Genomic DNA, 23,228 nt, shown 5'->3' with positions numbered 1-23,228 from the left:
TTTGCAGCTACGGCCTTGCCTGAGGCGGCGTGGTCGGCTTCTTCTTCGTCCGGGGTCGCGGCACCGGCAGCAGCGCGGCGGTCCGGATCAGCAGGCGTTGCAGGGCCTCGCTGTCGTCCAGCAGCTCATCGGCGACGGGATAGGGCTTGGCCACCGGATAGGGCGGACGTTGCGGCAGGCCGGGGGCGAGCTGTTCCACGGCGGCGGTGGGCTTGATGAAGAGGCTGTTGTCGCAGACGAACGCGACCACCTTGCCGTCGAGATACAGGGCGTACTCGCCGAACATCTTCTTGCGGGTCAGGCGCCCGCCCAGGTCGGCCTGCCCGGCGATGTAGTCGACGAAGTCCGCATCCGTTGCCATGGCGGTTGTCCGGGGTGGTCTGGAAGACGATAGCAGCAACGTGGCCGACGCCCTCGGCGGCGACGCGGTCGGCGGAACCGTTAACCTGTCGGGTCTTCCCTGCCGACGCCTTGCTGCCGATTCGCCATGTCCATCGTCCTGACTCCTTTCGCCCGTACCCGGCTGTTCCCCCGCGACCGGCGCCGCAACGCCATCCAGGACTGCACGCCGGACGGGTTCGAGCGTTACCTCAACGAGCACGCGCCGCTGAAGGTGCTCGACGGCTATGCGCCGTTCTGCAAGCTGCACGTCCACGAAAACTGGACGTCCACGCGCTGCATCACGGTGCCGGTCACCGATGCCAACCGCCACCAGCTGCGCTCAGCCTATGAGGCCCGCTCACGCGGGGAGTTGCCGGTGCTGGTGCGCTGGTTCGAAGGCGTGGAACCGCCGGTGGCGCGCTACATGGTGCCGATCCTCTACAGCCGCGAGCAGATGGCCGCGGAAGGCTCACCCATCGACGGCGACTGGGGCGTGGTCGGTTGCCTGTACACGATGGCGCCGGAGGAAATCCCGATGGCGCCGATCACGATGATGCGCAACGCGCTCGGGGTGGAGGAGGGCGGTTCGGGCATCGGGCTGGACCGCGAGGCGTACCGGCGCAGCGTCGAGTTCTGGGAACGCAACGCCAACTGGCGGCCGTAGCGGTTGCAACGGGTAGTGCGGACCGGATGCGAGTTTCCGATGTCCGGTCCGCAATAAAAAACGGACGCCCTGCGGCGTCCGTTCTGTTTCAACGCAAAGACCGGCCAGCCGATCAGTAGCGGTAGTGGTCCGGCTTGAACGGGCCGTCGACCGGCACGCCGAGGTAATCGGCCTGTTCGGCGGTCAGGGTGGTCAGCTTCACGCCGATCTTCTCCAGGTGCAGGCGCGCGACTTCCTCGTCCAGCTTCTTCGGCAGCAGGTAGACCTTGTTCTCATACCGGTCCTTGTTCGCCCACAGGTCGATCTGCGCCAGGGTCTGGTTGGCGAACGAGTTGGACATCACGAAGCTCGGGTGGCCGGTGGCGCAGCCGAGGTTGACCAGGCGGCCTTCGGCCAGCAGGAAGATCGCGTTGCCGGGCTTTCCGTCAACGTCCGGGAAGATGTACTTGTCCACCTGCGGCTTGATGTTGACCTGCTGCACGCCGGGCAGCGCCTTCAGCGCATCGACCTGGATCTCGTTGTCGAAGTGGCCGATGTTGCAGACGATCGCCTGGTCCTTCATCGCCTGCATGTGGGCGGCGGTGATGATGTCCTTGTTGCCGGTGGTGGTGACGTAGATGTCGCCGCGGCCCAGGGTCGACTCGATGGTGTTGATCTCGAAGCCTTCCATCGCCGCCTGCAGGGCGCAGATCGGGTCGATCTCGGTGACCACCACGCGCGCACCGTAGGCCTGCAGCGACGCCGCGCAGCCCTTGCCGACGTCGCCGTAGCCGCAGACCACCGCGACCTTGCCGGCCAGCATCACGTCCATCGCGCGCTTGAGGCCGTCGGCCAGCGATTCGCGGCAGCCGTACAGGTTGTCGAACTTGGACTTGGTGACCGAGTCGTTGACGTTGATCGCCGGGATCAGCAGGGTGCCGGCCTCGGCCAGCTGGTACAGGCGGTGCACGCCGGTGGTGGTCTCCTCGGAGACGCCCTTCCAGCCCTCGACCACGGTGTGCCAGTAGCCCGGGCGCTCGACGGCGACGCGCTTGAGCAGGTTCTTGATGACCTGCTCCTCGTGCGAGGACGCCTTCTCGTCGACCCACTTGCTGCCGTTTTCCAGTTCAAAGCCCTTGTGGATCAGCAGGGTCACGTCGCCGCCGTCGTCGACCACCAGCTGCGGGCCCAGGAAGCCACCCTTGCCGTCGGGGAAGCTCAGCGCGTCCAGCGTGCAGTCCCAGTACTCCTCCAGCGTCTCGCCTTTCCAGGCGAACACCGGTGTACCGGTCGCGGCGATCGCGGCGGCGGCGTGGTCCTGGGTGCTGAAGATGTTGCACGAGGCCCAGCGCACGTCGGCGCCGATGTCCTTCAGCGTCTCGATCAGCACCGCGGTCTGGATGGTCATGTGCAGCGAGCCGGTTACGCGCACGCCCTTCAGCGGCAGGCTGGCGGCGTGCTTCTGGCGGATCGACATCAGGCCCGGCATCTCGTGCTCGGCGATGTCGATCTCCTTGCGGCCCCAGTCGGCCAGCGAAATGTCGGCGATCTTGTAATCGCCTTCAGCAGAGAAGGTTCGGGTCACATCATTCATGGCGTAGCTCCGGTTCGGTCCCGTCGCGCGCGGGGAAGAGGCGCAGACAAGGGTGGGTAATGGCAACCGGGCGCCGTTGTTGCGGACGGGCGTGCCATTGGAACTGGACGTGCCCATCGGTCCCGCCAAGCCTGGCCGTGCTCGAAGTCACGGTCGCAGCGCCCCTCGGCGAACCGGGCAATTGTAGCGGCTCGGGGGTGCGGCGACGCTTCCAGGGGCCCGCCTTGGGACTTCCTTCACTGGCCGCGCCCTCGCCGGGTATGGGACTTTGTCCCGGCAGATCGTTCCTACTGCGCACGCTCACCGAAGATTCCGGGGAATTCATGAAAATACGTTTCAGGCGCATCCGCGCCACCGGCCTGTTGGTCGCCTTGTTGCCCATGGCACTGCTGTCGCCGGCCCTGTCTGCCCAGCCCGACACGACCAACGGCTACCAGCTGCCCGATCCGGCCCTGCAGGCGCTGGTGGATGCACCGCGGCGGCCCTTGCTGCGGTTGAGTCCGAACCGTGATTTCGCCAGTCTGGTCAAGACTCCGGCGCTGCCCGGCATCGACGTGGTGGCACAACCGGAGCTCAAACTGGCCGGTATGCGCATCAACCCGCATACGTACGCCAGCAGTCGCTTTTCGTTCGGCTCCGATCTGTGGTTGATGGCGATCGTCGACCAGCAGGAACTGCGCATCGCCGGTCTGCCGGCCAACCTGGCGCTGGCCGATCTGGCGTGGTCGCCCGATCAGCGCCACCTCGCCTTCACCCATGTCGACACCCCGACCGGAGCGGTGGAGCTGTGGGTGGTCGATGTGTCCGCGCGCAAGGCCCGCCGTCTGCTGAGCCGGCCGTTGAACACCGTGGCCGGCACCGGCTTCGACTGGATGCCCGACAGCCGCCAGTTGCTGGTGACCCTGCGGCCCGACAAGCAGGCCGCCGCGCCATTGGGCAATGCGGTTCCGGCCGGCCCGAGCATCCAGCAGACCGACAGCAAGGGCGACGTGCGCTCGATCCGCACCTACCAGGACCTGCTGAAGAACGAGCGCGATGCCACAGTCTTCGCCCATTACCTGACCAGCCAGCTGGCGCTCGTCGGCCTCAACGGGAAGCTGACCCCACTGGGCGCGCCCGACCTGCATATCGGTGCCGCTTCCTCGCCCGATGGCAGGCATTTGCTGGTGCAGACGATCGAGCGTCCGTTCTCCTATCTGGTGCCGTATTCGCGCTTCCCGCGCCGGATCGAGGTGCTGGGCGTGGACGGCAAACGCATCCACGACGTCGCCCGGTTGGCGTTGGTGGAAGGCCTGCCGACCGGCAACGACGCCGTTGCCACCGGTGTGCGCCGGGTGTCGTGGCGCAGCGATGCACCTGCCACCCTGGTGTGGGCGGAGGCGCAGGACGGCGGCGATCCGGCGCGCGAGGTCGAGGTGCGCGACGTGGTGTACGCGCAGGCGGCGCCGTTCCGGGACGATCCGGTCGTGTTGGCCCGGCTGGGGTCGCGTTACGCCGGCATCACCTGGGGCCGGGGCGACCTGGCCCTGCTGGCCGAGTACTGGTGGAAGACGCGCCAGTACAAGGAGTGGCGCATCGCCCCCGACCACCCGCAACAGGCCGCCGAATTGTTGTCGGAGCGCTTGTCGGAGGACCGTTACGCCGATCCGGGCGTGGCGGTGACCGCGCCGGATGCCGCCGGCAACCAGCGCCTGGTCACCACCGATGACGGCAACAGCCTGTTCCTGGTGGGCGAGGGCGCATCGCCGGAAGGCGATCGTCCGTTCCTCGACCGCTACGACCTGCGCGACAAGCACTCCGTGCGCCTGTTCCATTCGCAGGCGCCGCATTACGAGGTTCCGCTGGCCCTGCTGGACCGCGAAGGTCGACGCATCCTGACCTCGCGCGAATCGCCGACCGAACCGGCCAACATCCACCTGCGCGATCTGGCGGACCCTGCGGCCGATCCCGTGGCGCTGACCCGTTTCCCGCACCCCACGCCGCAGCTCAGGGACGTGCAGAAGGAGCAGATCCGCTACCTGCGCAAGGACGGCGTGGAACTGACCGCCAACCTCTACCTGCCGCCGGGCTACGACGCCCGCCGCGACGGGCCGCTGCCGACCCTGCTGTGGGCCTATCCGCGCGAGTTCAAATCGGCCGATGCGGCCAGCCAGGTCACCGGTTCGCCGTACCGCTTCAACGGGATCAGCTACTGGGGGCCGCTGCCGTTCCTGGCCCGCGGCTACGCGGTGATGGACGGGCCGACCATGCCGATCGTCGGCGAAGGCGACCGCGAGCCCAACGACACCTACCTGCAGCAGCTGGTCGCCGGGGCCGAGGCGGCGGTGGACGAAGTGGTCCGCCGCGGTGTCGCCGACCGTGATCGGATCGCGATCGGTGGGCATTCCTATGGCGCGTTCATGACCGCCAACCTGCTGGCCCACTCGCGCCTGTTCAAGGCCGGCATCGCCCGCAGCGGCGCCTACAACCGCACCTTGACCCCGTTCGGTTTCCAGGCCGAGGAGCGCAACTACTGGCAGGCGCAGGACACCTACCTGGAAATGTCGCCGTTCAACTACGCCCACCAGATCAAGGACGCGCTGCTGATCATCCACGGCGAGGACGACAACAACTCCGGCACCTTCCCGGTGCAGAGCGAGCGCCTGTTTGCCGCGATCAAGGGACTCGGCGGCAACGCGCGGCTGGTGATGCTGCCCAACGAGTCGCACGGCTACCGCGCGCGCGAATCGATCCTGCACATGCTGGCCGAGACCGATGCCTGGCTGGAGAAGTACGTGAAGGGCGTTGACGGCGGTGATGCCGGGACGGTTGCGGTCCCGTAATTACGGCTGGACCGTCAGGGCCCGGAAATTCCGGGCCACGAATGAAACGGGCCGCATCGCGGCCCGTTTTTGTTGTTCTTCGCCCGACTCCGGGACGCAGGGAAGATAGGGAAGGTGTTGCTCGATCGCTGGCCTGGTTGTGACCTGACGGTCTCGGGCGCGACCTGCAGGCCTTCGGGGCGAATGTCCCCCGGCCTCCGCCTGCGGCGGACGCCTCCTCCTTTATTTCGCCCCGAAGGCCTGCAGGTCACGTCGGTGATGTCGGATCGCAGCGGTACGTGGACAGCGAGCGGCCGGGTTTGCGCTTCTGGAACCGTCGTGTGCTGGAACAACGGGAGCGAATGCCGTTGGGGCGAAATAAAGGAGGAGGCACCGGCTTCATCGGTGCCGGGGGACATTCGCCCGGAAGGTCTGCAGGTCACGTCGGTGCTGTTGGCTCGCAGAGCTGTGCGGACAGCGCACAGCCGGGTTTGCGCTTCTGGAACCGCCGCGTGCCCGAACAACGGGAGTGAATGCCGTTGGGGCGAAATAAAGGAGGAGGCACCGGCTTCATCGGTGCCGGGGGACATTCGCCCCAATGGCATTCGCTCCCGGCGCCCCGGTCACCCCGCAAATTGCGGCGCTTATGTAGCGTTACCAGTCGGTCGGCTTGTAATCCTTCAGGAACTGCCCCCACACGTGCTCGCCGGTGTTGAAGCCGTCGATGATCGGATCGACGATCCGCGCCGCGCCGTCGACGATGTCCAGCGGCGGATGGAAGCGTTCCTCCACCACCTTGCGCGCGGCCAGCTCGGCCGGGTCCTCGTCGGTCACCCAGCCGGTGTCGACGCTGTTCATGTGGATGCCGTCGCCGTGGTAATCGGCCGCCGAGGTGCGCGTCATCATGTTCAGCGCGGCCTTGGCCATGTTGGTGTGCGGATGGCGGGTGGTCTTGAAGTTGCGGTAGAACTGCCCTTCCACCGCGGACACGTTGACGATGTGCTTGTCGCGGGTCGGCTCGCTGCCGTCCGCGCTGCGCAGCATCAACGGCTTCAGCCGCGCGTTGATCAGGAACGGCGCGATGGCATTCACCAGTTGCACTTCCAGCAGCTCGACCGATGGCACCTCGTGCATCTGCAGGCGCCAGGAGTTGCGCCCGCGCAGGTCGACCTGCTGCAGGTCCTGGTCCAGCCGGCCGTCGGGGAACAGGTGCTTCTGGCCCAGCAGTTCCTCAGCCAGCAGCGGCACCTGTGACAGCTCGGCGGCGCGCACCAGTCCGGCCACGTCGCCACCGATGGCGGGCAGGTCGTCGCGTGCCGCCGCGGCCTGCACCGCCGCCGTCGCCTCGCCGAGCAGGTCCTGGCTGCGCAGGCCCTCGTAGCTGCCGATCAGCTTGCGCACCGCCTCGGGTGTATCGCGCAGCGCGGCCGTCTCGCCGGCCATCATGTGGGCGTAGAACTCCGGCGGGCGGCGCACGGTCTGGCAGGCGTTGTTGATGATGAAGTCCAGCCGCGGACGGGTCGCGACGAGCTCGCTGCAGAACGCCTCCACGCTGGGCGTGTGGCGCAGGTCCAGGCCGAACACCTCCAGTCGATGGCCCCAGTCGCCGAAGTCCGGTTCCTGCGCATAACGGGCCGCCGAGTCGCGCGGGAAGCGGGTGGTGACGATCAATTCCGCGCCCGCGCGCAGCAATTTCAGCCCCGCCTGGTAGCCGATCTTGACCCGCCCGCCGGTGAGCAGCGCGATGCGGCCGGACAGGTCGGCCAGTTCGGTGCGCTTGTGGAAATTGAACGCCGCGCAGGCCGGGCACAACTGGTCGTAGAAGTGGTGCACCAGCGTGTACTTCTGCTTGCAGACATAGCAGTGCAGCAGCTCGGGGGACTCGCGCCCCCCGGTGGCGCCGGACTCGCCGTGGGCCAGCTTCGCCGGTTCGCCGGGGCCGTGCGGCGGGAAGTAGTTGAGCGCGGTGAACACCGGCTTGCGTCGCAGGGCGCGGATGCCGGTCTGGTTCAGCACTGCGTCGGCGCGCAGGATGTTCTCGGCATTGCGCTCGCGTTCCTGCGCCTTGAGCTTCTGCCGGCGCGCGCCGGGCTCGGGGTGGTAGACCCGGGCGACGGCCCGATGCAGCCGTTTGCGCTCCTCGGCCGGCAACGCATCCAGCAGGGTGCGGTCGGCGGCGACGGCTTCCAGCAGTTCCAGCGCCATGTGCAGGCGCTCGGGCGAGAGGCGATCGCTGTCGTCGATGGGCGGCGGGGTGGTGTCGGTAGTCAAGGAGCGCAATCCGTATCAATCCGTAATGGGGCAGGCAGTGCCGTTGATGGTGAGGCCAGCGGCGCAGTGGCTGGCGACCGGCGCGATGGTCGGTGCGGGGGATGAGCCGGGCCAACGAAAACGGGCCGCGAGGCGGCCCGTTTGCGACGACACCATCCGGTTGCAGCCGGGGCAGTCTACTTCTTCAGCTTCGCCGCCTTGCGCAACTCTTCGGCCTTGTCGGTCTTCTCCCACGAGAACGCAGTCGCCTTGTGGTCCACGCCCACGGCGTCGGTGTAGCTGACTTCCTTCGGCTTGCGGCCGAAATGGCCATAGGCCGCGGTCGACTGGTAGATCGGGTGGATCAGGTCGAGCATCTTGACGATGCCGTACGGGCGCAGGTCGAAGTGCTTGCGGATCAACTGCTCGATCTTGTGGTCGGGGATCTTGCCGGTGCCGAACGTGGTGACCGAGATCGAGGTCGGCTCGGCGACACCGATCGCGTAGGACAACTGCACCTCGCACTTGTCGGCCAGACCGGCGGCGACCAGGTTCTTGGCCACGTAGCGCGCGGCGTAGGCGGCCGAGCGGTCGACCTTGGACGGGTCCTTGCCGGAGAACGCACCGCCACCGTGGCGCGCCATGCCGCCGTAGGTGTCGACAATGATCTTGCGCCCGGTCAGACCGCAGTCGCCGACCGGCCCGCCGATCACGAAGATGCCGGTCGGGTTGATGTGGATCTTGTTCTTGGGCAGCGAGTCCAGCCATGCCTTCGGCAGCACCGGCTTGAGGATGTGCTCGCGCACGGCCTCGATCAGGTCCTTCTGCTTGATGCCCGGATCGTGCTGGGTCGACAGCACCACCGCGTCCAGGCCGAGGATCTGGCCGGCGTCGTCATAGCGCAGGGTGACCTGGCTCTTGGCGTCCGGACGCAGCCACGGCAGCGGCGAGTTGCGCTTCTTGCGGATCTTGGCCTGCTGCTCCACCAGCCGATGGCTGTAGTAGATCGGCGCCGGCATGAACTCGGGGGCCTCGTTGCAGGCGTAGCCGAACATCAGGCCCTGGTCGCCCGCGCCCTGTTCCTCCGGCTTCTTCTGCTTTTTCTGGCTGCCATCCACGCCGGCGGCGATGTCCGGCGACTGCTTGCCGATCAGGTTCAGCACGCCGCAGGTGGCGCCGTCGAAACCGACTTCGGAGCTGTCATAGCCGATGTCCACGATGACCTTGCGGGTCAGCTCTTCCAGGTCGATCCACGCGGAGGTGGTGACCTCGCCGGCAACGATGGCGACACCGGTCTTGACCATGGTTTCGCAGGCCACGCGCGCGCGCTTGTCCTGGGTCAGGATCGCGTCCAGGACGGCGTCGGAGATCTGGTCGGCGACTTTGTCCGGGTGGCCTTCAGAGACGGATTCGGAGGTGAACAGGTAGCTGGACATCAGGGCTATATCCTTGCATTCGGATAAAGGGATGGGCGCGAATGATACAGGCAACGCCGGGATCGCGCATTGTGCCGTGTCCGGAGTTTGCCTGTGGTTAAGGCCTGCGCCGCGGACACATGCCTCAGGCGGCCGCCCGCAGCGGCGCCACGCCGGCAATCAACGCATCGAAGTAGTCGCGGGTCAGGCGGACCTGCAACTCGGCGGTCTCGGCCTGGTTGACCACGGCACGGAAGGCGGTGTTTTCGGGATGGTCCTTGGCGTACCAGCCCAGGTGCTTGCGCGCGATGCGCACGCCGGAACGCTCGCCGTAGAACGCATGCAGGTCGTCGAGGTGGGCAAGCAGCACGTCGCGGACCTCGGCCAGTGTCGGCCCGGGCAACAACTCGCCGGTGGCGAGGTAGTGGCCGATCTCGCGGAAGATCCACGGCCGTCCCTGCGCGGCGCGGCCGACCAGCACGGCATCGCAGCCGGTGTAGTGCAGCACCTGCTCGGCCTTGAGCGGCGAGTCGATGTCGCCGTTGGCCATGACCGGGATCGACAGCGCCGCCTTGACCTCGGCGATGGTGTCGTACTCGGCGAGGCCCTTGTACTGCTGGTCGCGGGTGCGGCCATGCACCGCCAGCGCGGCGATGCCGGCCGACTCGGCGATGCGGGCGATCTCCAGCGCGTTGCGGTGGTCGTGCGCCCAGCCGGTGCGGATCTTCAACGTCACCGGCACGTCGACAGCGTTGACCACGGCGTCGAGGATGTCGGCCACCAGCGCCGGTTCGCGCATCAGCGCCGAGCCGGCCCAGGCGTTGCAGACCTTCTTCGCCGGACAGCCCATGTTGATGTCGATGATCTGCGCGCCCTGATCGACGTTGTGGCGCGCGGCGTCGGCCATGACCGACGGCACGGTGCCGGCGATCTGCACGCTGATGGGTGCCGGCTCGCCGTCGTGGTCCATGCGGTGGCGCGACTTGGCCGTGGTCCAGAAACGCGGGTCCGACGTGGTCATTTCCGACACGCACAAGCCTGCGCCCAACCGTTTGCACAGCACCCGGAACGGTTTGTCGGTGACCCCGGCCATGGGAGCGAGGATCACCTTGGGAGCGATGGTGTAAGGGCCGATCTGCATGGCGCGCATTCTACCCGCGAGGCCGGCTGACGGCTGGGTGCCGTGGGCCAGGCTGAAGGCGCACAGCTTGTTCCTGTCGGTCATGGATGTCGGGTCGCCGACGGTGACTCAGTCCGCGTCAGGCGCCAGATGCGGCATCGACTCCGCGGCGCCGGCGCTTTCCGTCGCGCGCGCCGCGTACACGGTGGCGAAGGCGACATGGCGGGCAAAAGACCGGTCCGGAAACTGCGCGATCGAAGCCACCAGCGCGCCATTGAACGCATCGCCGGCGCCGGTGGTGTCGATGGCCCGGGCGGGCGCGGCGGCGACGCGGTAGAACGCGCGCTCATCGCCGCGCAGTTGGTGCCCGGCGTGGGATACGAAACAGCCGGCCGCACCGAGCGTGATGATGACGCTGCCCTGCGGCAACAGCTTGCGGCAGTGGTCATGCAGGGTTGCATCGTCCAGTGCGGCGACGGTGTCGGCGACCAACCGCTCGCCGTGGTGGCGCGACAGCTGGGCGCAGAATTCCGTTTCGTTGGGCGTGATCAGGTCGCTCAGTGCCAGCAGGTCCGGGGGCAGGTCGGCATCCGCCGGCGCGGGGTTGAGTACCGTCATCGCGTCATTGGCGCGGGCCAGCTCGAACCCGGCCGCCACCGCCGCCACCGGCGACTCCAGTTGCGCCAGCACCACCGTCGAGGCGGCCAGCACACCGGCCTGCGCACGCACGAAGTCCGCGTCCAGGCTCGCGTTCGCGCCCGGCCCGATGACGATGCTGTTGCGGCCCTGCCGGTCGACATAGATGCCGGCGGTGCCGGTAGGGGCATCGCTGCTGGCCGCGTGCAAGTCGATGCCGTCCGCGCCCGCCAGCGAGCGTGCCAACTGGCCGCCCGCATCCGCACCGAGCGCGCAGACGAAGGCCGTCCGGGCCCCTGCGCGTGCGGCCGCGGTGGCCTGGTTGAAGCCCTTGCCGCCGGGGCCGGTGTGGTACGTGCCGGCCAGGGTTTCACCGACCTGCGGCAGGGTCGGCAGCGCCCACACGTGGTCGATGTTGAACGAGCCGATGACAGTGACGACGGCGTGCGACACGGCGGCCGGTCAGCCCGCGAACGAGGTCAGTACGCCGGCGATGGTGGCCGTCATCAGCGTGGCGATGGTGCCGCCCAGCACGGCGCGCAAGCCGAAGCGGGCGAGGTCCTGGCGGCGATCCGGGGCGAGCCCGCCGATGCCGCCGATCTGGATCGCGATCGAGGAGAAGTTGGCGAAACCGCACAGTGCGTAGGTCGCGATCAGCCGGCCCTGGTCGGTCAGCGTCACGCCGGGAGTGGCGCCCTGGACGATCTCGGCCAGGTGCAGGTAGGCGACGAACTCGTTGAGCACGATCTTCTCGCCGATCAGGCCGCCGACCACGTTCGCGTCCTGCCACGGCACGCCGATCAGCCAGGCCACCGGAGACAGCACGTAACCCATCAGACTGGCCATGTCGGTCGGCTTGCCGAGCAGCGCTTCCAGACCGGTGATCTCGCCGATCCATGTCAGCGGCCAGTTGATCATCGCGATCAGCGCAATGAACGCCAGCAGCATCGCGCCGATGTTGAGCGCCAGCTTGAGACCGTCGGCCGCGCCCGCGGCGGCGGCATCGATCACGTTGCTGGTGGTCTTCTCGACGTCCATCCTGACCGTGCCGCGGGTCAACGGCACGGCGGTTTCCGGGATCAGCAGCTTGGCGACCACCATCGTCGCCGGCGCGGCCATGATCGAGGCCGCGAGCAGGTGCTTGGCATAGAACGCCTGCGCCACCGTGTCGCCCCCGCCCAGCATGCCCACGTAGGCCGCCAGCACGCCGCCGGCGATGTGCGCCATGCCGCCGACCATCATCGTCATCAGCTCCGACTCGGTCATCCTGGAGATGTACGGCCGCACCGTCAGCGGCGCCTCGGTCTGGCCGATGAACACGCTGGCGCAGACGCTGGTGGTCTCCGCGCCGGACACCCGCATGACCTTGGTGATCGCCCACGCCATCGCCCGCACCACCATCTGCATCACTTCCAGGTGGTAGAGCACGCTCATCAGCGAGGCGAAGAAGATGATCGTCGGCAATACCTGGAACGCGAAGATGAAGCCGTAGGTTTCCACGTTCATCAGGCTGCCGAAGATGAATTCCGAGCCGGCATTGACGAAGCCCAGCAGCCGGACGAAGCCGTCGCCGAGCGCGTCGAACACATCGCGCCCGCCCGGCACCAGCAACACCAGCGCGGCAAAGCCGATCTGCATGGCGATGCCGATGACGACCAGTTTCCAGTCGACGGATTTCTTGTGGCTCGAGAACAGCCACGTGATGCCGATCAGCACAGCCAGACCAAACAGGCCGAAGGCGACCCGTGCAAAACCTTCCATTCAGTTCCCCTTCGGCAGGTGCCTCGCAACGGCGCAGGTTATGGCAGCCGGGCCGGTGTCGGCAACCAGCGTGCTCATCCGTCGCGCGCGACAACGCGGTTGCGGCCCTCGCGTTTGGCGATTTTCAAGCGCTGGTCTGCGCGCCCCAGCAGGCTGGAGGCATCGTGGCCGTCGTGTGGGCTGGAGGCAATGCCGGCGCTGAACGTCATCCGGATCGGCTCCAGATGGGCACGCTCGGGATCGAACGGGCGTTCGGACAGGCGGCGCCGCAACGCATCGACCCGCTCCCAGGCGGTGCCCGTCGGCAGCGGCATCACCAGGACCAGCTCCTCGCCGCCCAGCCGCACCAGCCATTCGTCGGGTTCGATCATGCCCTTCAGTACCGCCACCACATGGCGCAGCGCGCGGTCGCCCGCGTGGTGGCCGGCCTCGGCGTTGACCCGCTTGAAATGGTCCAGGTCGATCAGCGCCAGACTCAGGCTGAGACCGTCCTCGTCGGCCGATTCCAGCAAGCGCGGCATCCGGTGCAACAGCCAGCTGCGGTTGGGCAACTGGGTCAGCCCGTCGGTTCCCGACAGTTCGACCAGCCGCTGCATCCTGTAGACCACGGTGGCGGTGACCAGGGTGACGATGGCCAGCAACAGCATCCGCTGGATCTGGGTGCCGGCGGTGACGGCGCCGTACTCGGTGGAAATCAGCTGCTCGGGCGAGGACGCCATCGAGAACACCACGGCGTTCAACAGCCCGTACTGCAGCAACGCCAGCAAGCCGGCAAACAGGGTCGTGCGGCCGTCGCTGCGCAGGGCGGTCACCAGGATTGCGAGCAGGTAACAGCACCACACCACCATGCTGTTGAGTGCCGAGGGCAGGTGGTTGGCACCCAGCACTGCGAGCACCAGGGTGATAGCGGTGATGTCGAAGGCCGCGGTGGCGAAGGGCAGCCAGCGGTAGTGCCGGGGGCGGCGCGCCAACTGCAACCAGAGCAGCGCGAACACATTGACGATGACCGCCCCGACCAGGCCGGCCAGGCTTTCCCGGATGGATCCGCCGCCCAGGACATTGATCAACGGCAGCAGCAACAGCAGCGCGGCGACCACCACCCGCAGCCGGGCGACCAGCAATTCGCCACTGGCGCCGGCCGCGAGCATGATCTCGTCCGGCCGCGACAGCAGCGATGCGACACCTTCACGGAAACCCCGGCTGCCGTCCATCGCACCCCTCCATTGAGCCGTCGGCAGGATAGCGCGCCTGCCGATCGTGCTGACCATCCGGCATTGCGCCGATCAGCACCGATCAGCCAAAACCGCGTACTGCGACCCAGGCGCCCAGCAACAGGAACACCGCCGCGGCCACGTAACGTGCCATCTTCAGTGGGAGGCGATCGGCAAACCGGCTGCCCAGCAGGACCACCGGAACATTCGCCAGCAACATTCCGACCGTGGTGCCCACCACGACTTCCCACAGCGGCGGATATTTGGCGGCCAGCAGCACGGTCGCGACCTGGGTCTTGTCGCCGATCTCGGCAATGAAGAACGCGATCGTGGTGGCGATGAACGCGCCGCGGGCCGGGGCCAGGGCGTCATCGTCGTCCAGGGTGTCTGGCTTGAGCGTCCACAACGCCACCGCGAGGAAGCTGATGGCCACGATCCAGCGCAGTACCTCCGGCCGCAGCCATTGCGCGACCAGCGCGCCGAACCAGGCGGCGAGGGCGTGGTTGAGGATCGTGGCGACCAGGATGCCGGCGATGATCGGCCACGGCTTGCGGAAGCGTGCGGCAAGCAACAGCGCGAGCAACTGGGTCTTGTCGCCGATCTCGGCCACGGCGACGGTGCCGGCGGAGATCAGCGCGGTGAAAAGCGGGAACGTATCCATGTGTCGATTCCAGGGGCCGGGCGGGGCGATGACGAAAGCAGGCCGCGCGGCCCGACCCCGGACGGCCCGATGAAGGGCATCCTGAGATTGTTCGCGCAAGCCTGCCTTCGGTCTCGCCCGGCCTGCGCCATCAAGGCGCGAACCGCATGCACCATGGCCAGCCGGCCAAGTATGTTGATGCATGCTCCCGGATCGACACGGACCAGTGCTGTTGCGATCGTGCTGGTCCAGCCGCGGGTTGAGCACGTTGACTCAACACGTTGATCCAGCAGGTCAAGACGGCACTGATCGGTCGATGCGGGTGGGCTACTCCCCGGAGGAAGAGCGCGCGAAGTCTACCGCATATCGCCCTGGCCCTGGTTTGGCCCGGGCTTGGCTGCTGCCTGCCGGCTTACACTGACGCCATCACGCAGAAGGAGTTCCCCCCATGCAGTACCGCCGCCTCGGCTCTTCCGGCCTGCAGCTGTCGGCCTTGTCGTTTGGGGCCTGGGTCACCTTCGGCGGCCAGATACCCCGCGGCACCGCGCGCGATCTGATCGCCGCGGCCTGGGACCACGGCGTCAATTTTTTCGACAATGCCGAGACCTACGGCAATGGCGCGGCCGAGCGGCTGATGGGCGACGTCATTGCCGATCTGCGACTGCCGCGCGATGGCTACTGCGTGTCCAGCAAGGTGTACTTCGGCGCTGTCGACGAGCCACGCCCGACCCAGCGCGGGTTGTCGCGCAAGCACGTCACCGATGCCTGCCACGATGCGCTCAAGCGCCTGCGCGTGGATTACCTCGACCTGTACTACTGCCACCGTCCCGACCCGGACACCCCGGTCGAGGAAACCGTGTGGGCGATGGACGCGCTGATCCGGCAGGGCAAGGTGCTGTACTGGGGCACTTCGGAATGGTCGGCGACGCAGATCCGCGAGGCGCACAAGGTCGCCCGCCATCACCACCTGCACGCGCCCACCATGGAGCAGCCGCAATACAACCTGCTGCACCGCGAACGCGTCGAACTGGAATACGCGCCGCTGTATGCCGAGTACGGCATGGGGATCACGATCTGGTCGCCGCTGGCATCGGGCCTGCTCACCGGCAAGTACAACGCCGGCTTCCCCGAGCAGGCCCGGCTGGGCCGGCAGGACAATGGTTGGCTGCGCAAGCTGGTGATCGGCGAGCCCGAGCAGCACCGGGTCGAGCGGGCCCGGCGGTTCACCGCGTTGGCGGCCGAGTTCGATGTGGCGCCTGCGCCTTTGGCGATCGCCTGGTGCCTGCGCAACCCGCACGTGTCCAGCGTGATCCTGGGCGCGAGCCGGGTGGAGCAGTTGCTGCAGAACCTGCAGGCCATCGATCTGCTGGAGCGGCTGGACGAGACTTGCTGGCACAAGGTGCGCGTCGTGGCGGCCTGAGGGGCGGGATCAACGCAGTGCTTGATTCATCAATGAGAATGATTATCATCAACGATCATCCCTGATCGAGCCACGCCCATGCGCCCACAACTCTCGTTGGCCCATTCGCCGGATGTCCGGTTCAAGCCCCGCGTCGCCCGTCCGGTCTCCATGCCCCGGGCATTTCAGCCTCATGCTTCGGCATCGCCGGCACCGGGCCAGTTCGACAGCGACTCGCTGCTGGGCGGTGCGCGCGAAGTGCTGATCCGCCACGGCGGCGAGGTCTACCGCCTGCGCCACACCCGCAACGACAAGCTGATCCTGACCAAGTAGTCCAGGCAGGTCCGGCAGCCATCCGGAGGCGCGGCGGCGACACTCGCAGGCTGATCCCGTGCGTCGGGCTGTGCCTATACTCGCCCCTTCAAACAAGGGGAGCAGGGAAGAATGACACTGGGATCGATACTCGCCATCGTGCTGCTGGTCGCCGGCATCGTGATGGTGTTCAAGGCGGTGCGCATGGTGCCGCAGGGTTACGAATGGACGGTCGAGGCGTTCGGCAAGTACACCCACACGCTGTCGCCGGGGTTGCACTTCCTGATCCCCGTCTACCAGGACATCGGCCGCAAGATCAACATGATGGAGCAGGTGCTCGACGTGCCCAGCCAGGACGTCATCACCAAGGACAACGCCGTGGTCAAGGTCGACGGCGTGGTCTATTTCCAGGTGCTCGACGCGGCAAAGGCCGCCTATGAGGTGGCGCAACTGGAGATCGCCACGCTCAACCTGGTGATGACCAACATCCGCACCTCGATCGGTTCGATGGACCTGGACGAGTCGCTGTCGCGCCGTGACGAAATCAACGCCAAGGTGCTGGTCGCCGTCGACCAGGCCACTCATCCGTGGGGCCTGAAGGTCAACCGGATCGAGCTGAAGGACATCGCGCCGCCGCGTGACCTGGTCGAGGCGATGGCGCGGCAGATGAAGGCCGAGCGAGAGAAGCGCGCCAACATCCTTGAAGCCGAAGGTTTCCGCCAGGCCGAGATCCTCAAGGCCGAGGGCCAGAAGCAGGGCGCGATCCTGCATGCCGAAGGCGAGCGCGAAGCGGCCTTCCGCGAGGCGGAGGCGCGCGAGCGGCTGGCCGAGGCGGAGGCAAGGGCGACCGAGATGGTGTCCAACGCGATTTCGCAGGGCAACGTGCAGGCGATCAATTACTTCATCGCGCAGAAGTACATCGAGGCGTTCAAGGCGCTGGCCGAGGCGCCAAACCAGAAGTTCGTGCTGATGCCGATGGAATCCGCCGGCGTGATCGGCTCGCTGGCCGGCATCGCCGAGCTGGCGAAGGACGCACTGGGCCAGCAACCCGGCAATCGTCCGGTGCCGCCGATGCGGGTCGGAGGCTGAGCCATGCACTGGGACTGGCAGGCGGTGAGCTGGGGCGTGGTGGCGTTGCTGCTGTTCGCGGCGGAAACACTGGCACCGGGCGCGTTCATGCTGTGGCTCGGGTTTGCCGCCGCGGCGGTGTTCGTGCTGGTGCTGTTGTTCGACCTGCCGTTCCTGGCCCAGATAGCGGCCTTCGTCGTGCTGAGCTTCGTGTCGATCCAGATCTACCGCAGCCGGTTTCGTGGACGTGGACGCCAGAGCGACCGGCCCAGCCTCAACCGCCGTACGGACGCGCTGGTCGGCCAGGTGGTGCCGCTGCAGCAGGCGATCGTGCAGGGCCACGGGCGGGTCCAGATCGCCGACGCCTACTGGGATGTCAGTGGCCCCGATCTGCCAGCCGGCGCGCCCGTGCGCATCGTCGGCAGCTCGGGCATGACCCTGCGGGTCGAGTCGGTCGTGTCGACCAGCGAGACGCAAGCCGGGCCCGCATGAACTGACGCGGCGACGCATGGTGTGCGTCGCCGCCCCGAAACCGTTCGCGTCTCTGGGATAATGGCCGGCTTCCCCTTTCCCCAGGATCGGCCATGACCCAGACGACGGCTCCAAAACACACTGTCCTCAACGACAGTCATCGCGCACTCGGCGCCAAGATGGTCGACTTCGGCGGCTGGGACATGCCGATCCACTACGGCTCGCAGATCGACGAGCACAACCTGGTCCGCAAGGGCGCCGGCATGTTCGATGTCAGCCACATGACCGTGGTCGACCTGCATGGCGAGCGCAGCCGCGAGTTCCTGCGCACCCTGGTGGCCAACTCGATCGACAAGCTGAAGAAGCCGGGCAAGGCGCTGTACACCTGCATGCTCAACGAGCGCGGCGGCATCATCGACGACTTGATTGTCTATTTCCTCGCCGAAGACTTCTTCCGGCTGGTGGTCAACGCGTCCACCCGCGACAAGGACCTGGCATGGATCAGCCGCCATGCCGAGGCGTTCGGCGTGCAGGTCAGCGAGCGCGACGACTTCGGCCTGATCGCGGTGCAGGGTCCCGACGCGCGCGGGAAGGTGCTGGGCCTGCTGGCCGAGGACGACCGTGCGCGCATCGACAAGCTGGCCAAGTTCACCGCCACCGATACCCACACCACCGACGGCACCCCGGTGTTCATCGCCCGCACCGGCTACACCGGTGAGGACGGTTTCGAGCTGGTGCTGCCGCAGGAGCGGACCGTGGCCGTGTGGGAAGCGCTGCTGGCCGCAGGCGTAAAGCCGGCTGGCCTGGGCGCGCGCGACACCCTGCGGCTGGAAGCGGGCATGAACCTGTACGGCCAGGACATGGACGAGGACGTGACGCCATACGAGGCCGCGTTGGGCTGGACGGTCTCCCTCGACGAAGGCCGCGCTTTCATCGGTCGCGACGTGCTCGAGCAACAGCAGGCCAGCGGCGTGCCGCGGCAGATGATCGCGCTGGTGATGGACGACCGGGGCGTGCTGCGGCACGGCCAGAAAGTGCTGACCGACCGCGGCGAGGGCGAGATCCTGTCGGGCACGTTCGCGCCCACCCTGGGCAAGGCGATCGCGTTCGCGCGGGTGCCCGCGGGCGAGATCGCCCTGGGCCACGCCGGCAACGTGCGCGTCGATATCCGCGGCAAGGAAGTGCCGGTGCGGGTGGTCAAGTTCCCGTTCGTGCGCGACGGCAAGGCGCAGGACGGCGTGCTGGAATGAACCACCGCTGCGTGCGTGTCGCCGACACCCGGCGGTGCGCGCGCTTGGTTACACTAATGCCCCTTTTCATCCACAGCCGTAGCAGCGGAGCAATGCCATGAGTGAGATCCCCGGCGACCTGAAGTTCCTGAAATCCCACGAGTGGGCCCGTGTCGAAGACGACGGCAAGGTGACGGTGGGTATTTCCGATCACGCCCAGGGCCTGCTCGGCGATCTGGTCTATGTCGAGCTGCCCAACGTCGGCGACCGTATCGAGGCCGGCACCGCCTGCGCCGTGGTCGAATCCGTCAAGGCGGCGTCCGACATCTATGCGCCGGTCACCGGCACCGTCGTTGCCGTCAACGAGGCGTTGAACGACAAGCCCGAGACGATCAACGAAGACGCCTACGGCGATGGCTGGATCTTCACCCTCGAGATCGAAGAGCGCGACCAGCTCAACGACATGCTGGACCCCGACGCCTACGCCGAAATGCTGGAAGACGACGACCACTAAGCCAGTGCTCCACGTTCCGCAGCTCCCCGTGCGGAACGTCAAAAGTCCGGTCGCGACACCGTCGCCTCCCTGCTGAAAAATCTCCCGGCCCGCATCGGAAACGACGCGGGCTTTTTCATGCGTTGTTGCTGGACTGGCCGGTCGGCGAGTTGCGGTCATTGCAACGCAATGCCTGCGCATTTCGGCGCAGTCGGGATTGTGCAACGCGAAACGCGCATGCGTCCTTGCATCCAGATCTTCAAACGCGGACTGGTGAAAAAATCACCACCCGTATTGGCGTGGAGAATTTATCGGCATTGGCGTCATGCCTGTGCTTTCGTCTGCATGAAGCGCTGAAAGCCACGTTGTACGGGGGCTCGCGGGAAATAGTGCAGTGAGTCTTGAATGTGCGATGCCGCCCTTGTCCCACTCGCGCGTGCTGACGGCGGCTTGCAACTTTTGCGTCGATCTTCCCGATGTCGGGGAAAAGAAATCGATGCTTGTTGACACTATGAAATCCCGTGATTAGGTTGCGCGAAGCAGACACTTCCTGCGGAAGAGAGTGAGCAAAGCCAACGCGACAACCTGCGCAGCAAATCCGACCACCGTCCCGATGACTCGTGCGGCGGTCTTGGCGCCTCCGTCGCTGGCTGGATTGCATGTCGCCAGATCACACCAGTTCCACCCCAGTGAACCCGGTTCGCCATCAGCGGATCGGGTTCTTGTTTTCCGGATGTCGCCAATGACGCCCGCGACCCTGCGGTGGACTGAACCGAATCCGTTCCGGAGCAATGTGCGCCGGCGGTTGGCCGCGGGGGACTCCCGACGGCATTGCTTGGTACTGGGCTGTATCTACCGATAGACCACTGACGAGGAGCCATCACATGGCCACGAAAACTGCTGCGAAGAAAACGCCCGCCGCCAAGAAAGCGGTGAAGAAGGTCGCCGCGAAGCCGGCAGCCACCAAGGTCGCCAAGAAGGCGGTGAAGAAGGCTGCTGCGAAGCCGGCAGCGACCAAGGTCGCCAAGAAGGCCGTCGCCAAGAAGGCGGTGAAGGCACCTGTCGCCAAGAAGGCGGCGGTGAAGAAGGGCGCTGCCAAGGTGGCCAAGAAGGTAGCTACCAAAAAGGCAGCAGTGAAGAAGGCCGCAACCAAGGTTGCCAAGAAGGTCGCTGCCAAGAAGGCAGCAGTGAAGAAGACCGCGACCAAGGTTGCCAAGAAGGTTGCAACCAAAAAAGCGGCTGCCACCAAGGCCGTAAAGAAAGCCGTCAAGAAAGTCGCGGCCAAGAAGGCGGTAAAGAAGGTCGCCAAGAAAGCCGTCGCAAAGAAGGCGGCAGCCAAGACCGCCAGCAAGCCGGCTGCGAAGAAGGCAACTGTGAAGAAGGTGGCTGCGAAGAAGGCCACCAAGAAGGTCGTCGCCAAGAAGGTCGCAACCAAAGCACCTGCGGCGAAGAAGGTAGCCAAGACCGCAGCAGCGAAGCCGGCCGCCAAGAAGCCGGCACGTCGCGCGGCCAAGAAGGCAGTCGTGGTGCCCGCCCCGATGCCGGTGACGCCGGCACCGATCATCTAGACCGCCCCCGATACCGCGACACGCACATGAACTCTCTCCCGCAACCCAGGCGGGGGAGAGTTTTTTTATGGAAAAGGTGCAGTTGCCCTCAGGCAAGCGACGCGGGGGATCGCGCCGAAGCCAGCCAACCGCTGGCAGTTACTGGGGCGCGGCCGATGCCTTGGTGGCGGTGCTGCCCGGAGCGTTTTCCTGCTGCTGCCGGTCGGCGACCATCGTTGGAGGATCGATCTTGAGGTCGATCCACGCGGTGAGTTCCGATGGAATGCCCAAAGCGCGATCGATCATCGTGGGCAGCAGGCCCGAAGGCAGGGAACTCTCCCCGTTCCACAGCACGACGATGCCCAGGTCGCTGTCGGGCAGCATCGCGATCATGCCGCGATAACCCTGCACTGCGCCGGCGTGATAGACGAGTCGGTGACCTGAATAATCGTAGACCCGCCAGCCCAGCGCGTAGCCCGCCCCGTCCAGCCGCGCACGACGCCACGCCGAACTGCGGGCCTGGTAGGGCGTATCGACCAGTGGCTCGTGCAGGGTCGCCAGCAGCGGTGCCGGCAGCACGTCGGGTCGGTGGCCAGTATGGGCGATCAGCCATTGCGCCATGTCGCTGGCGCTGGCATTGACGCCGGCCGCCGGAGCGACTTCGTAATAGGTGGACTTCGGCATCACCGACACCCAGCCGCGCTTGCCGCGTACGTGCGGCTTGGCCCAGCGCGCACTGGACTCGATGCCTTCCAGCCCGAGGCTGGCGTCATTCATGCCCAGCGGCTTGAGCAACCGGCTCTGCACTTCCTGGCTGTAGAAATCGCCGGTGGCGGCGAACACGATGTCGCCGATCAGGCTGAAGGCAACGTTCTGGTAGGCGTAGCAGGTTCCGGGCGCGCACTTCATCGGCGCGCTGGCCAGTTTCTGGCTCAGTGCGCGATACGGGACGTAACGCTCCAGGTCCCGGTCGTAGGCGTTTTCGCTCAGGCCGACGCGATGGCTGAGGATGTCGGCGACGGTGATCTGCTGCGCGGCACCGGGCTGGCTCAACTCGAAGTTGGGCACGTAGTCGATCAGCCGGCTGTCCCAACGCAGCGTGCCGTTGTTGACCAGCAGGCCGGCCATGGTGCCGGCGAAGCCCTTGGACAGGGAGGCCAGGCGAAACACCGTGTGCGCATCGACCGGCTCCGCATCGCTGACATCGGTGATGCCGTAGCCGCGTGCGCTGAGCACCTTGCCGTTGTGCACGATCGCCATCGCGAGGCCGGGCACGCGCTGGTCGGCGACGATCTGTTGCGCCATGGCCTCGAAGATCGATACGTCGAAGGCGTTGGGCAGCGGCGGTCCGGCGGGTTTTGCCGGAAGCGCCGGTATAGCGGCAGGAGTCTCGGGCGCGATGAAAACCGGAGCCGGCGTAGCAACGGTTTCAGTTGCCGAAATGGACGGTTTCGAATCGCCACCGAGCAGCGATGTCTGTGCGGTCGAAGCCAGCGCCAGGGTGAGGAGGAAGGCCAGGGCCGCCAAGCGTCCGCCAAGGCTGGGCCGGCGGTTCGAGTCGTCTTTCATCGGTCGCAGCGCCTGCGTATGCTGGGGTCTTCGGATCATAGCGCCGTTATCCAGAGGTTTGCGAGCAATGATGTTCAGCTTCCTGATTTTGCTGGGTTTAGTTCTCCTGTTCATCTTCTGGGCGGTGGGTCTTTACAACGGTCTGGTCGGCGCGCGCAACGCTTTCAAGAACGCGTTTGCGCAGATCGACGTGCAATTGCAGCGCCGCTTCGAACTGATTCCGAACCTGGTCGAGATCGCCAAGGGCTACATGACCCACGAGCGCGAAACGCTGGAGGCGGTCATGACCGCACGCGCGGCGGCGATGTCGGGCGCATCGGCGGCCAAGAGCCATCCGGGTGATCCGGAAGCCATGGCCCGGATGGGCAGCAGCGAAGGCCTGCTTGGCGGTGCGCTGGGTCGTTTGCTGGCGGTCTCGGAGGCCTACCCGGACCTGAAGGCCAACCAGACCATGATGCAGCTCACCGAGGAACTGACCAGCACCGAGAACAAGGTCGCGTTCGCCCGGCAGGCATACAACGATGCGGTGACCAGTTACAACACCCGGCGCGAGATGTTCCCGACCAGCCTGATTGCCGGCAATTTCGGCTTCGGCCCGGCCGGATTGCTCGACATTCCCGCCGACCAGGCACAGATGAAGCAGGCGCCACAGGTGAAGTTCTAGCGCGAAGCCTGTCCGCGACTCCCA

At 66.5% G+C, this 23,228-nt stretch carries 20 protein-coding genes and 2 riboswitches; of the genes, 10 read left to right on the top strand and 10 right to left on the bottom strand.

Annotated elements, in window-relative coordinates; translation table 11 throughout:
- Window positions 1–7: 7 nt before the first annotated feature.
- Window positions 8–361: a TfoX/Sxy family protein gene (locus tag N792_RS08570; protein ID WP_036194126.1), complete on the bottom strand. Its 354-nt coding sequence runs from the start codon at window positions 359–361 to the stop codon at window positions 8–10.
- Between the two features lie 126 nt (window positions 362–487).
- Between N792_RS08570 and N792_RS08565 the strand changes: the two genes are divergently transcribed.
- A complete protein-coding gene (locus tag N792_RS08565; RefSeq protein WP_036194123.1) occupies window positions 488–1,045 on the top strand; it encodes a DUF3228 family protein in 558 nt (185 codons plus the stop codon).
- Between the two features lie 112 nt (window positions 1,046–1,157).
- Here N792_RS08565 and ahcY read toward each other — a convergent pair whose 3' ends face one another.
- Window positions 1,158–2,618 carry an adenosylhomocysteinase gene (gene ahcY / locus N792_RS08560; RefSeq protein WP_036194122.1) on the bottom strand — a complete coding sequence of 487 codons (1,461 nt, stop codon included), beginning with the start codon at window positions 2,616–2,618 and terminating at the stop codon, window positions 1,158–1,160.
- Window positions 2,619–2,679: 61 nt separating this feature from the next.
- Window positions 2,680–2,791, bottom strand: a riboswitch (S-adenosyl-L-homocysteine riboswitch).
- Between the two features lie 150 nt (window positions 2,792–2,941).
- Here ahcY and N792_RS08555 point away from each other — a divergent pair.
- Window positions 2,942–5,440, top strand: coding sequence for a S9 family peptidase (locus N792_RS08555; protein WP_084105596.1), 2,499 nt, complete (start codon window positions 2,942–2,944; stop codon window positions 5,438–5,440).
- 633 nt (window positions 5,441–6,073) lie between these two features.
- On the opposite strand, the gene N792_RS08550 is transcribed toward N792_RS08555, so the two are convergent.
- From N792_RS08550 to N792_RS08520, 7 genes are all read right to left on the bottom strand, one after another.
- Complete coding sequence (locus tag N792_RS08550) at window positions 6,074–7,624, bottom strand: SDR family NAD(P)-dependent oxidoreductase (RefSeq protein ID WP_052103873.1); 1,551 nt, start codon at window positions 7,622–7,624, stop codon at window positions 6,074–6,076.
- A gap of 242 nt (window positions 7,625–7,866) precedes the next feature.
- Window positions 7,867–9,105, bottom strand: coding sequence for a methionine adenosyltransferase (metK, locus tag N792_RS08545; RefSeq protein ID WP_036194118.1), 1,239 nt, complete (start codon window positions 9,103–9,105; stop codon window positions 7,867–7,869).
- 124 nt (window positions 9,106–9,229) lie between these two features.
- The gene (dusB, locus tag N792_RS08540; protein WP_036194336.1) at window positions 9,230–10,225 is read right to left on the bottom strand and encodes a tRNA dihydrouridine synthase DusB; all 996 of its coding nucleotides are present in this window, start codon (window positions 10,223–10,225) and stop codon (window positions 9,230–9,232) included.
- A gap of 108 nt (window positions 10,226–10,333) precedes the next feature.
- Window positions 10,334–11,293, bottom strand: a complete 960-nt coding sequence (locus N792_RS08535; protein ID WP_036194117.1) for a ribokinase — start codon at window positions 11,291–11,293, stop codon at window positions 10,334–10,336.
- A gap of 9 nt (window positions 11,294–11,302) precedes the next feature.
- Window positions 11,303–12,601: a NupC/NupG family nucleoside CNT transporter gene (locus N792_RS08530; RefSeq protein WP_036194116.1), complete on the bottom strand. Its 1,299-nt coding sequence runs from the start codon at window positions 12,599–12,601 to the stop codon at window positions 11,303–11,305.
- A 74-nt stretch (window positions 12,602–12,675) separates the two neighbouring features.
- The gene (locus N792_RS13475) at window positions 12,676–13,812 is read right to left on the bottom strand and encodes a GGDEF domain-containing protein (protein WP_052103811.1); all 1,137 of its coding nucleotides are present in this window, start codon (window positions 13,810–13,812) and stop codon (window positions 12,676–12,678) included.
- 82 nt (window positions 13,813–13,894) lie between these two features.
- On the bottom strand, window positions 13,895–14,473 hold the full coding sequence (locus N792_RS08520; protein WP_036194114.1) for a TMEM165/GDT1 family protein: 579 nt from the start codon (window positions 14,471–14,473) through the stop codon (window positions 13,895–13,897).
- Between the two features lie 109 nt (window positions 14,474–14,582).
- A riboswitch (yybP-ykoY riboswitch) is annotated at window positions 14,583–14,793 on the bottom strand.
- A gap of 107 nt (window positions 14,794–14,900) precedes the next feature.
- Here N792_RS08520 and N792_RS08515 point away from each other — a divergent pair.
- The 7 genes from N792_RS08515 to N792_RS13995 all read left to right on the top strand — a co-directional run bounded on the left by N792_RS08515 (window position 14,901) and on the right by N792_RS13995 (window position 20,992).
- Complete coding sequence (locus tag N792_RS08515; protein WP_036194113.1) at window positions 14,901–15,872, top strand: potassium channel beta subunit family protein; 972 nt, start codon at window positions 14,901–14,903, stop codon at window positions 15,870–15,872.
- Between the two features lie 78 nt (window positions 15,873–15,950).
- Window positions 15,951–16,184 carry a hemin uptake protein HemP gene (hemP, locus tag N792_RS08510; protein ID WP_036194111.1) on the top strand — a complete coding sequence of 78 codons (234 nt, stop codon included), beginning with the start codon at window positions 15,951–15,953 and terminating at the stop codon, window positions 16,182–16,184.
- 111 nt (window positions 16,185–16,295) lie between these two features.
- A complete protein-coding gene (locus tag N792_RS08505) occupies window positions 16,296–17,252 on the top strand; it encodes an SPFH domain-containing protein (protein ID WP_036194110.1) in 957 nt (318 codons plus the stop codon).
- 3 nt (window positions 17,253–17,255) lie between these two features.
- The gene (locus N792_RS08500) at window positions 17,256–17,723 is read left to right on the top strand and encodes an NfeD family protein (RefSeq protein ID WP_052103809.1); all 468 of its coding nucleotides are present in this window, start codon (window positions 17,256–17,258) and stop codon (window positions 17,721–17,723) included.
- Between the two features lie 92 nt (window positions 17,724–17,815).
- Window positions 17,816–18,952 (top strand): glycine cleavage system aminomethyltransferase GcvT, encoded by a 1,137-nt coding sequence (gcvT, locus tag N792_RS08495; protein WP_036194109.1) that lies wholly within the window; start codon window positions 17,816–17,818, stop codon window positions 18,950–18,952.
- Window positions 18,953–19,049: 97 nt separating this feature from the next.
- Window positions 19,050–19,445, top strand: a complete 396-nt coding sequence (gene gcvH, locus N792_RS08490; RefSeq protein ID WP_036194108.1) for a glycine cleavage system protein GcvH — start codon at window positions 19,050–19,052, stop codon at window positions 19,443–19,445.
- 863 nt (window positions 19,446–20,308) lie between these two features.
- Window positions 20,309–20,992, top strand: coding sequence for a hypothetical protein (locus N792_RS13995; protein ID WP_036194107.1), 684 nt, complete (start codon window positions 20,309–20,311; stop codon window positions 20,990–20,992).
- Window positions 20,993–21,130: 138 nt separating this feature from the next.
- On the opposite strand, the gene N792_RS08480 is transcribed toward N792_RS13995, so the two are convergent.
- The gene (locus N792_RS08480) at window positions 21,131–22,540 is read right to left on the bottom strand and encodes a serine hydrolase domain-containing protein (RefSeq protein WP_036194104.1); all 1,410 of its coding nucleotides are present in this window, start codon (window positions 22,538–22,540) and stop codon (window positions 21,131–21,133) included.
- 70 nt (window positions 22,541–22,610) lie between these two features.
- On the opposite strand from N792_RS08480, the gene N792_RS08475 reads away from it, so the two are divergent.
- Window positions 22,611–23,204: a LemA family protein gene (locus tag N792_RS08475; RefSeq protein WP_198025585.1), complete on the top strand. Its 594-nt coding sequence runs from the start codon at window positions 22,611–22,613 to the stop codon at window positions 23,202–23,204.
- Window positions 23,205–23,228 lie beyond the last annotated feature (24 nt).

The sequence above is a fragment of the Lysobacter concretionis Ko07 = DSM 16239 genome, from assembly GCF_000768345.1.
In the GTDB taxonomy this organism is placed as follows: Bacteria; Pseudomonadota; Gammaproteobacteria; order Xanthomonadales; family Xanthomonadaceae; genus Novilysobacter; species Novilysobacter concretionis.
Note: the sequence above shows the minus strand (reverse complement) of the source record. Positions and strands in the feature narration are given on the sequence as shown.

Coding starts and splice junctions, on each gene's coding strand:
- N792_RS08570 (WP_036194126.1), bottom strand. CDS start 361: ATGGCAACGGATGCGGACTTCGTCGACTACATCGCCGGGCAGGCCGAC.
- N792_RS08565 (WP_036194123.1), top strand. CDS start 488: ATGTCCATCGTCCTGACTCCTTTCGCCCGTACCCGGCTGTTCCCCCGC.
- ahcY (WP_036194122.1), bottom strand. CDS start 2,618: ATGAATGATGTGACCCGAACCTTCTCTGCTGAAGGCGATTACAAGATC.
- N792_RS08555 (WP_084105596.1), top strand. CDS start 2,942: ATGAAAATACGTTTCAGGCGCATCCGCGCCACCGGCCTGTTGGTCGCC.
- N792_RS08550 (WP_052103873.1), bottom strand. CDS start 7,624: ATGGCGCTGGAACTGCTGGAAGCCGTCGCCGCCGACCGCACCCTGCTG.
- metK (WP_036194118.1), bottom strand. CDS start 9,105: ATGTCCAGCTACCTGTTCACCTCCGAATCCGTCTCTGAAGGCCACCCG.
- dusB (WP_036194336.1), bottom strand. CDS start 10,225: ATGCAGATCGGCCCTTACACCATCGCTCCCAAGGTGATCCTCGCTCCC.
- N792_RS08530 (WP_036194116.1), bottom strand. CDS start 12,601: ATGGAAGGTTTTGCACGGGTCGCCTTCGGCCTGTTTGGTCTGGCTGTG.
- N792_RS13475 (WP_052103811.1), bottom strand. CDS start 13,812: ATGGACGGCAGCCGGGGTTTCCGTGAAGGTGTCGCATCGCTGCTGTCG.
- N792_RS08520 (WP_036194114.1), bottom strand. CDS start 14,473: ATGGATACGTTCCCGCTTTTCACCGCGCTGATCTCCGCCGGCACCGTC.
- N792_RS08515 (WP_036194113.1), top strand. CDS start 14,901: ATGCAGTACCGCCGCCTCGGCTCTTCCGGCCTGCAGCTGTCGGCCTTG.
- hemP (WP_036194111.1), top strand. CDS start 15,951: ATGCGCCCACAACTCTCGTTGGCCCATTCGCCGGATGTCCGGTTCAAG.
- N792_RS08505 (WP_036194110.1), top strand. CDS start 16,296: ATGACACTGGGATCGATACTCGCCATCGTGCTGCTGGTCGCCGGCATC.
- N792_RS08500 (WP_052103809.1), top strand. CDS start 17,256: ATGCACTGGGACTGGCAGGCGGTGAGCTGGGGCGTGGTGGCGTTGCTG.
- gcvT (WP_036194109.1), top strand. CDS start 17,816: ATGACCCAGACGACGGCTCCAAAACACACTGTCCTCAACGACAGTCAT.
- gcvH (WP_036194108.1), top strand. CDS start 19,050: ATGAGTGAGATCCCCGGCGACCTGAAGTTCCTGAAATCCCACGAGTGG.
- N792_RS13995 (WP_036194107.1), top strand. CDS start 20,309: ATGGCCACGAAAACTGCTGCGAAGAAAACGCCCGCCGCCAAGAAAGCG.
- N792_RS08480 (WP_036194104.1), bottom strand. CDS start 22,540: ATGAAAGACGACTCGAACCGCCGGCCCAGCCTTGGCGGACGCTTGGCG.
- N792_RS08475 (WP_198025585.1), top strand. CDS start 22,611: ATGTTCAGCTTCCTGATTTTGCTGGGTTTAGTTCTCCTGTTCATCTTC.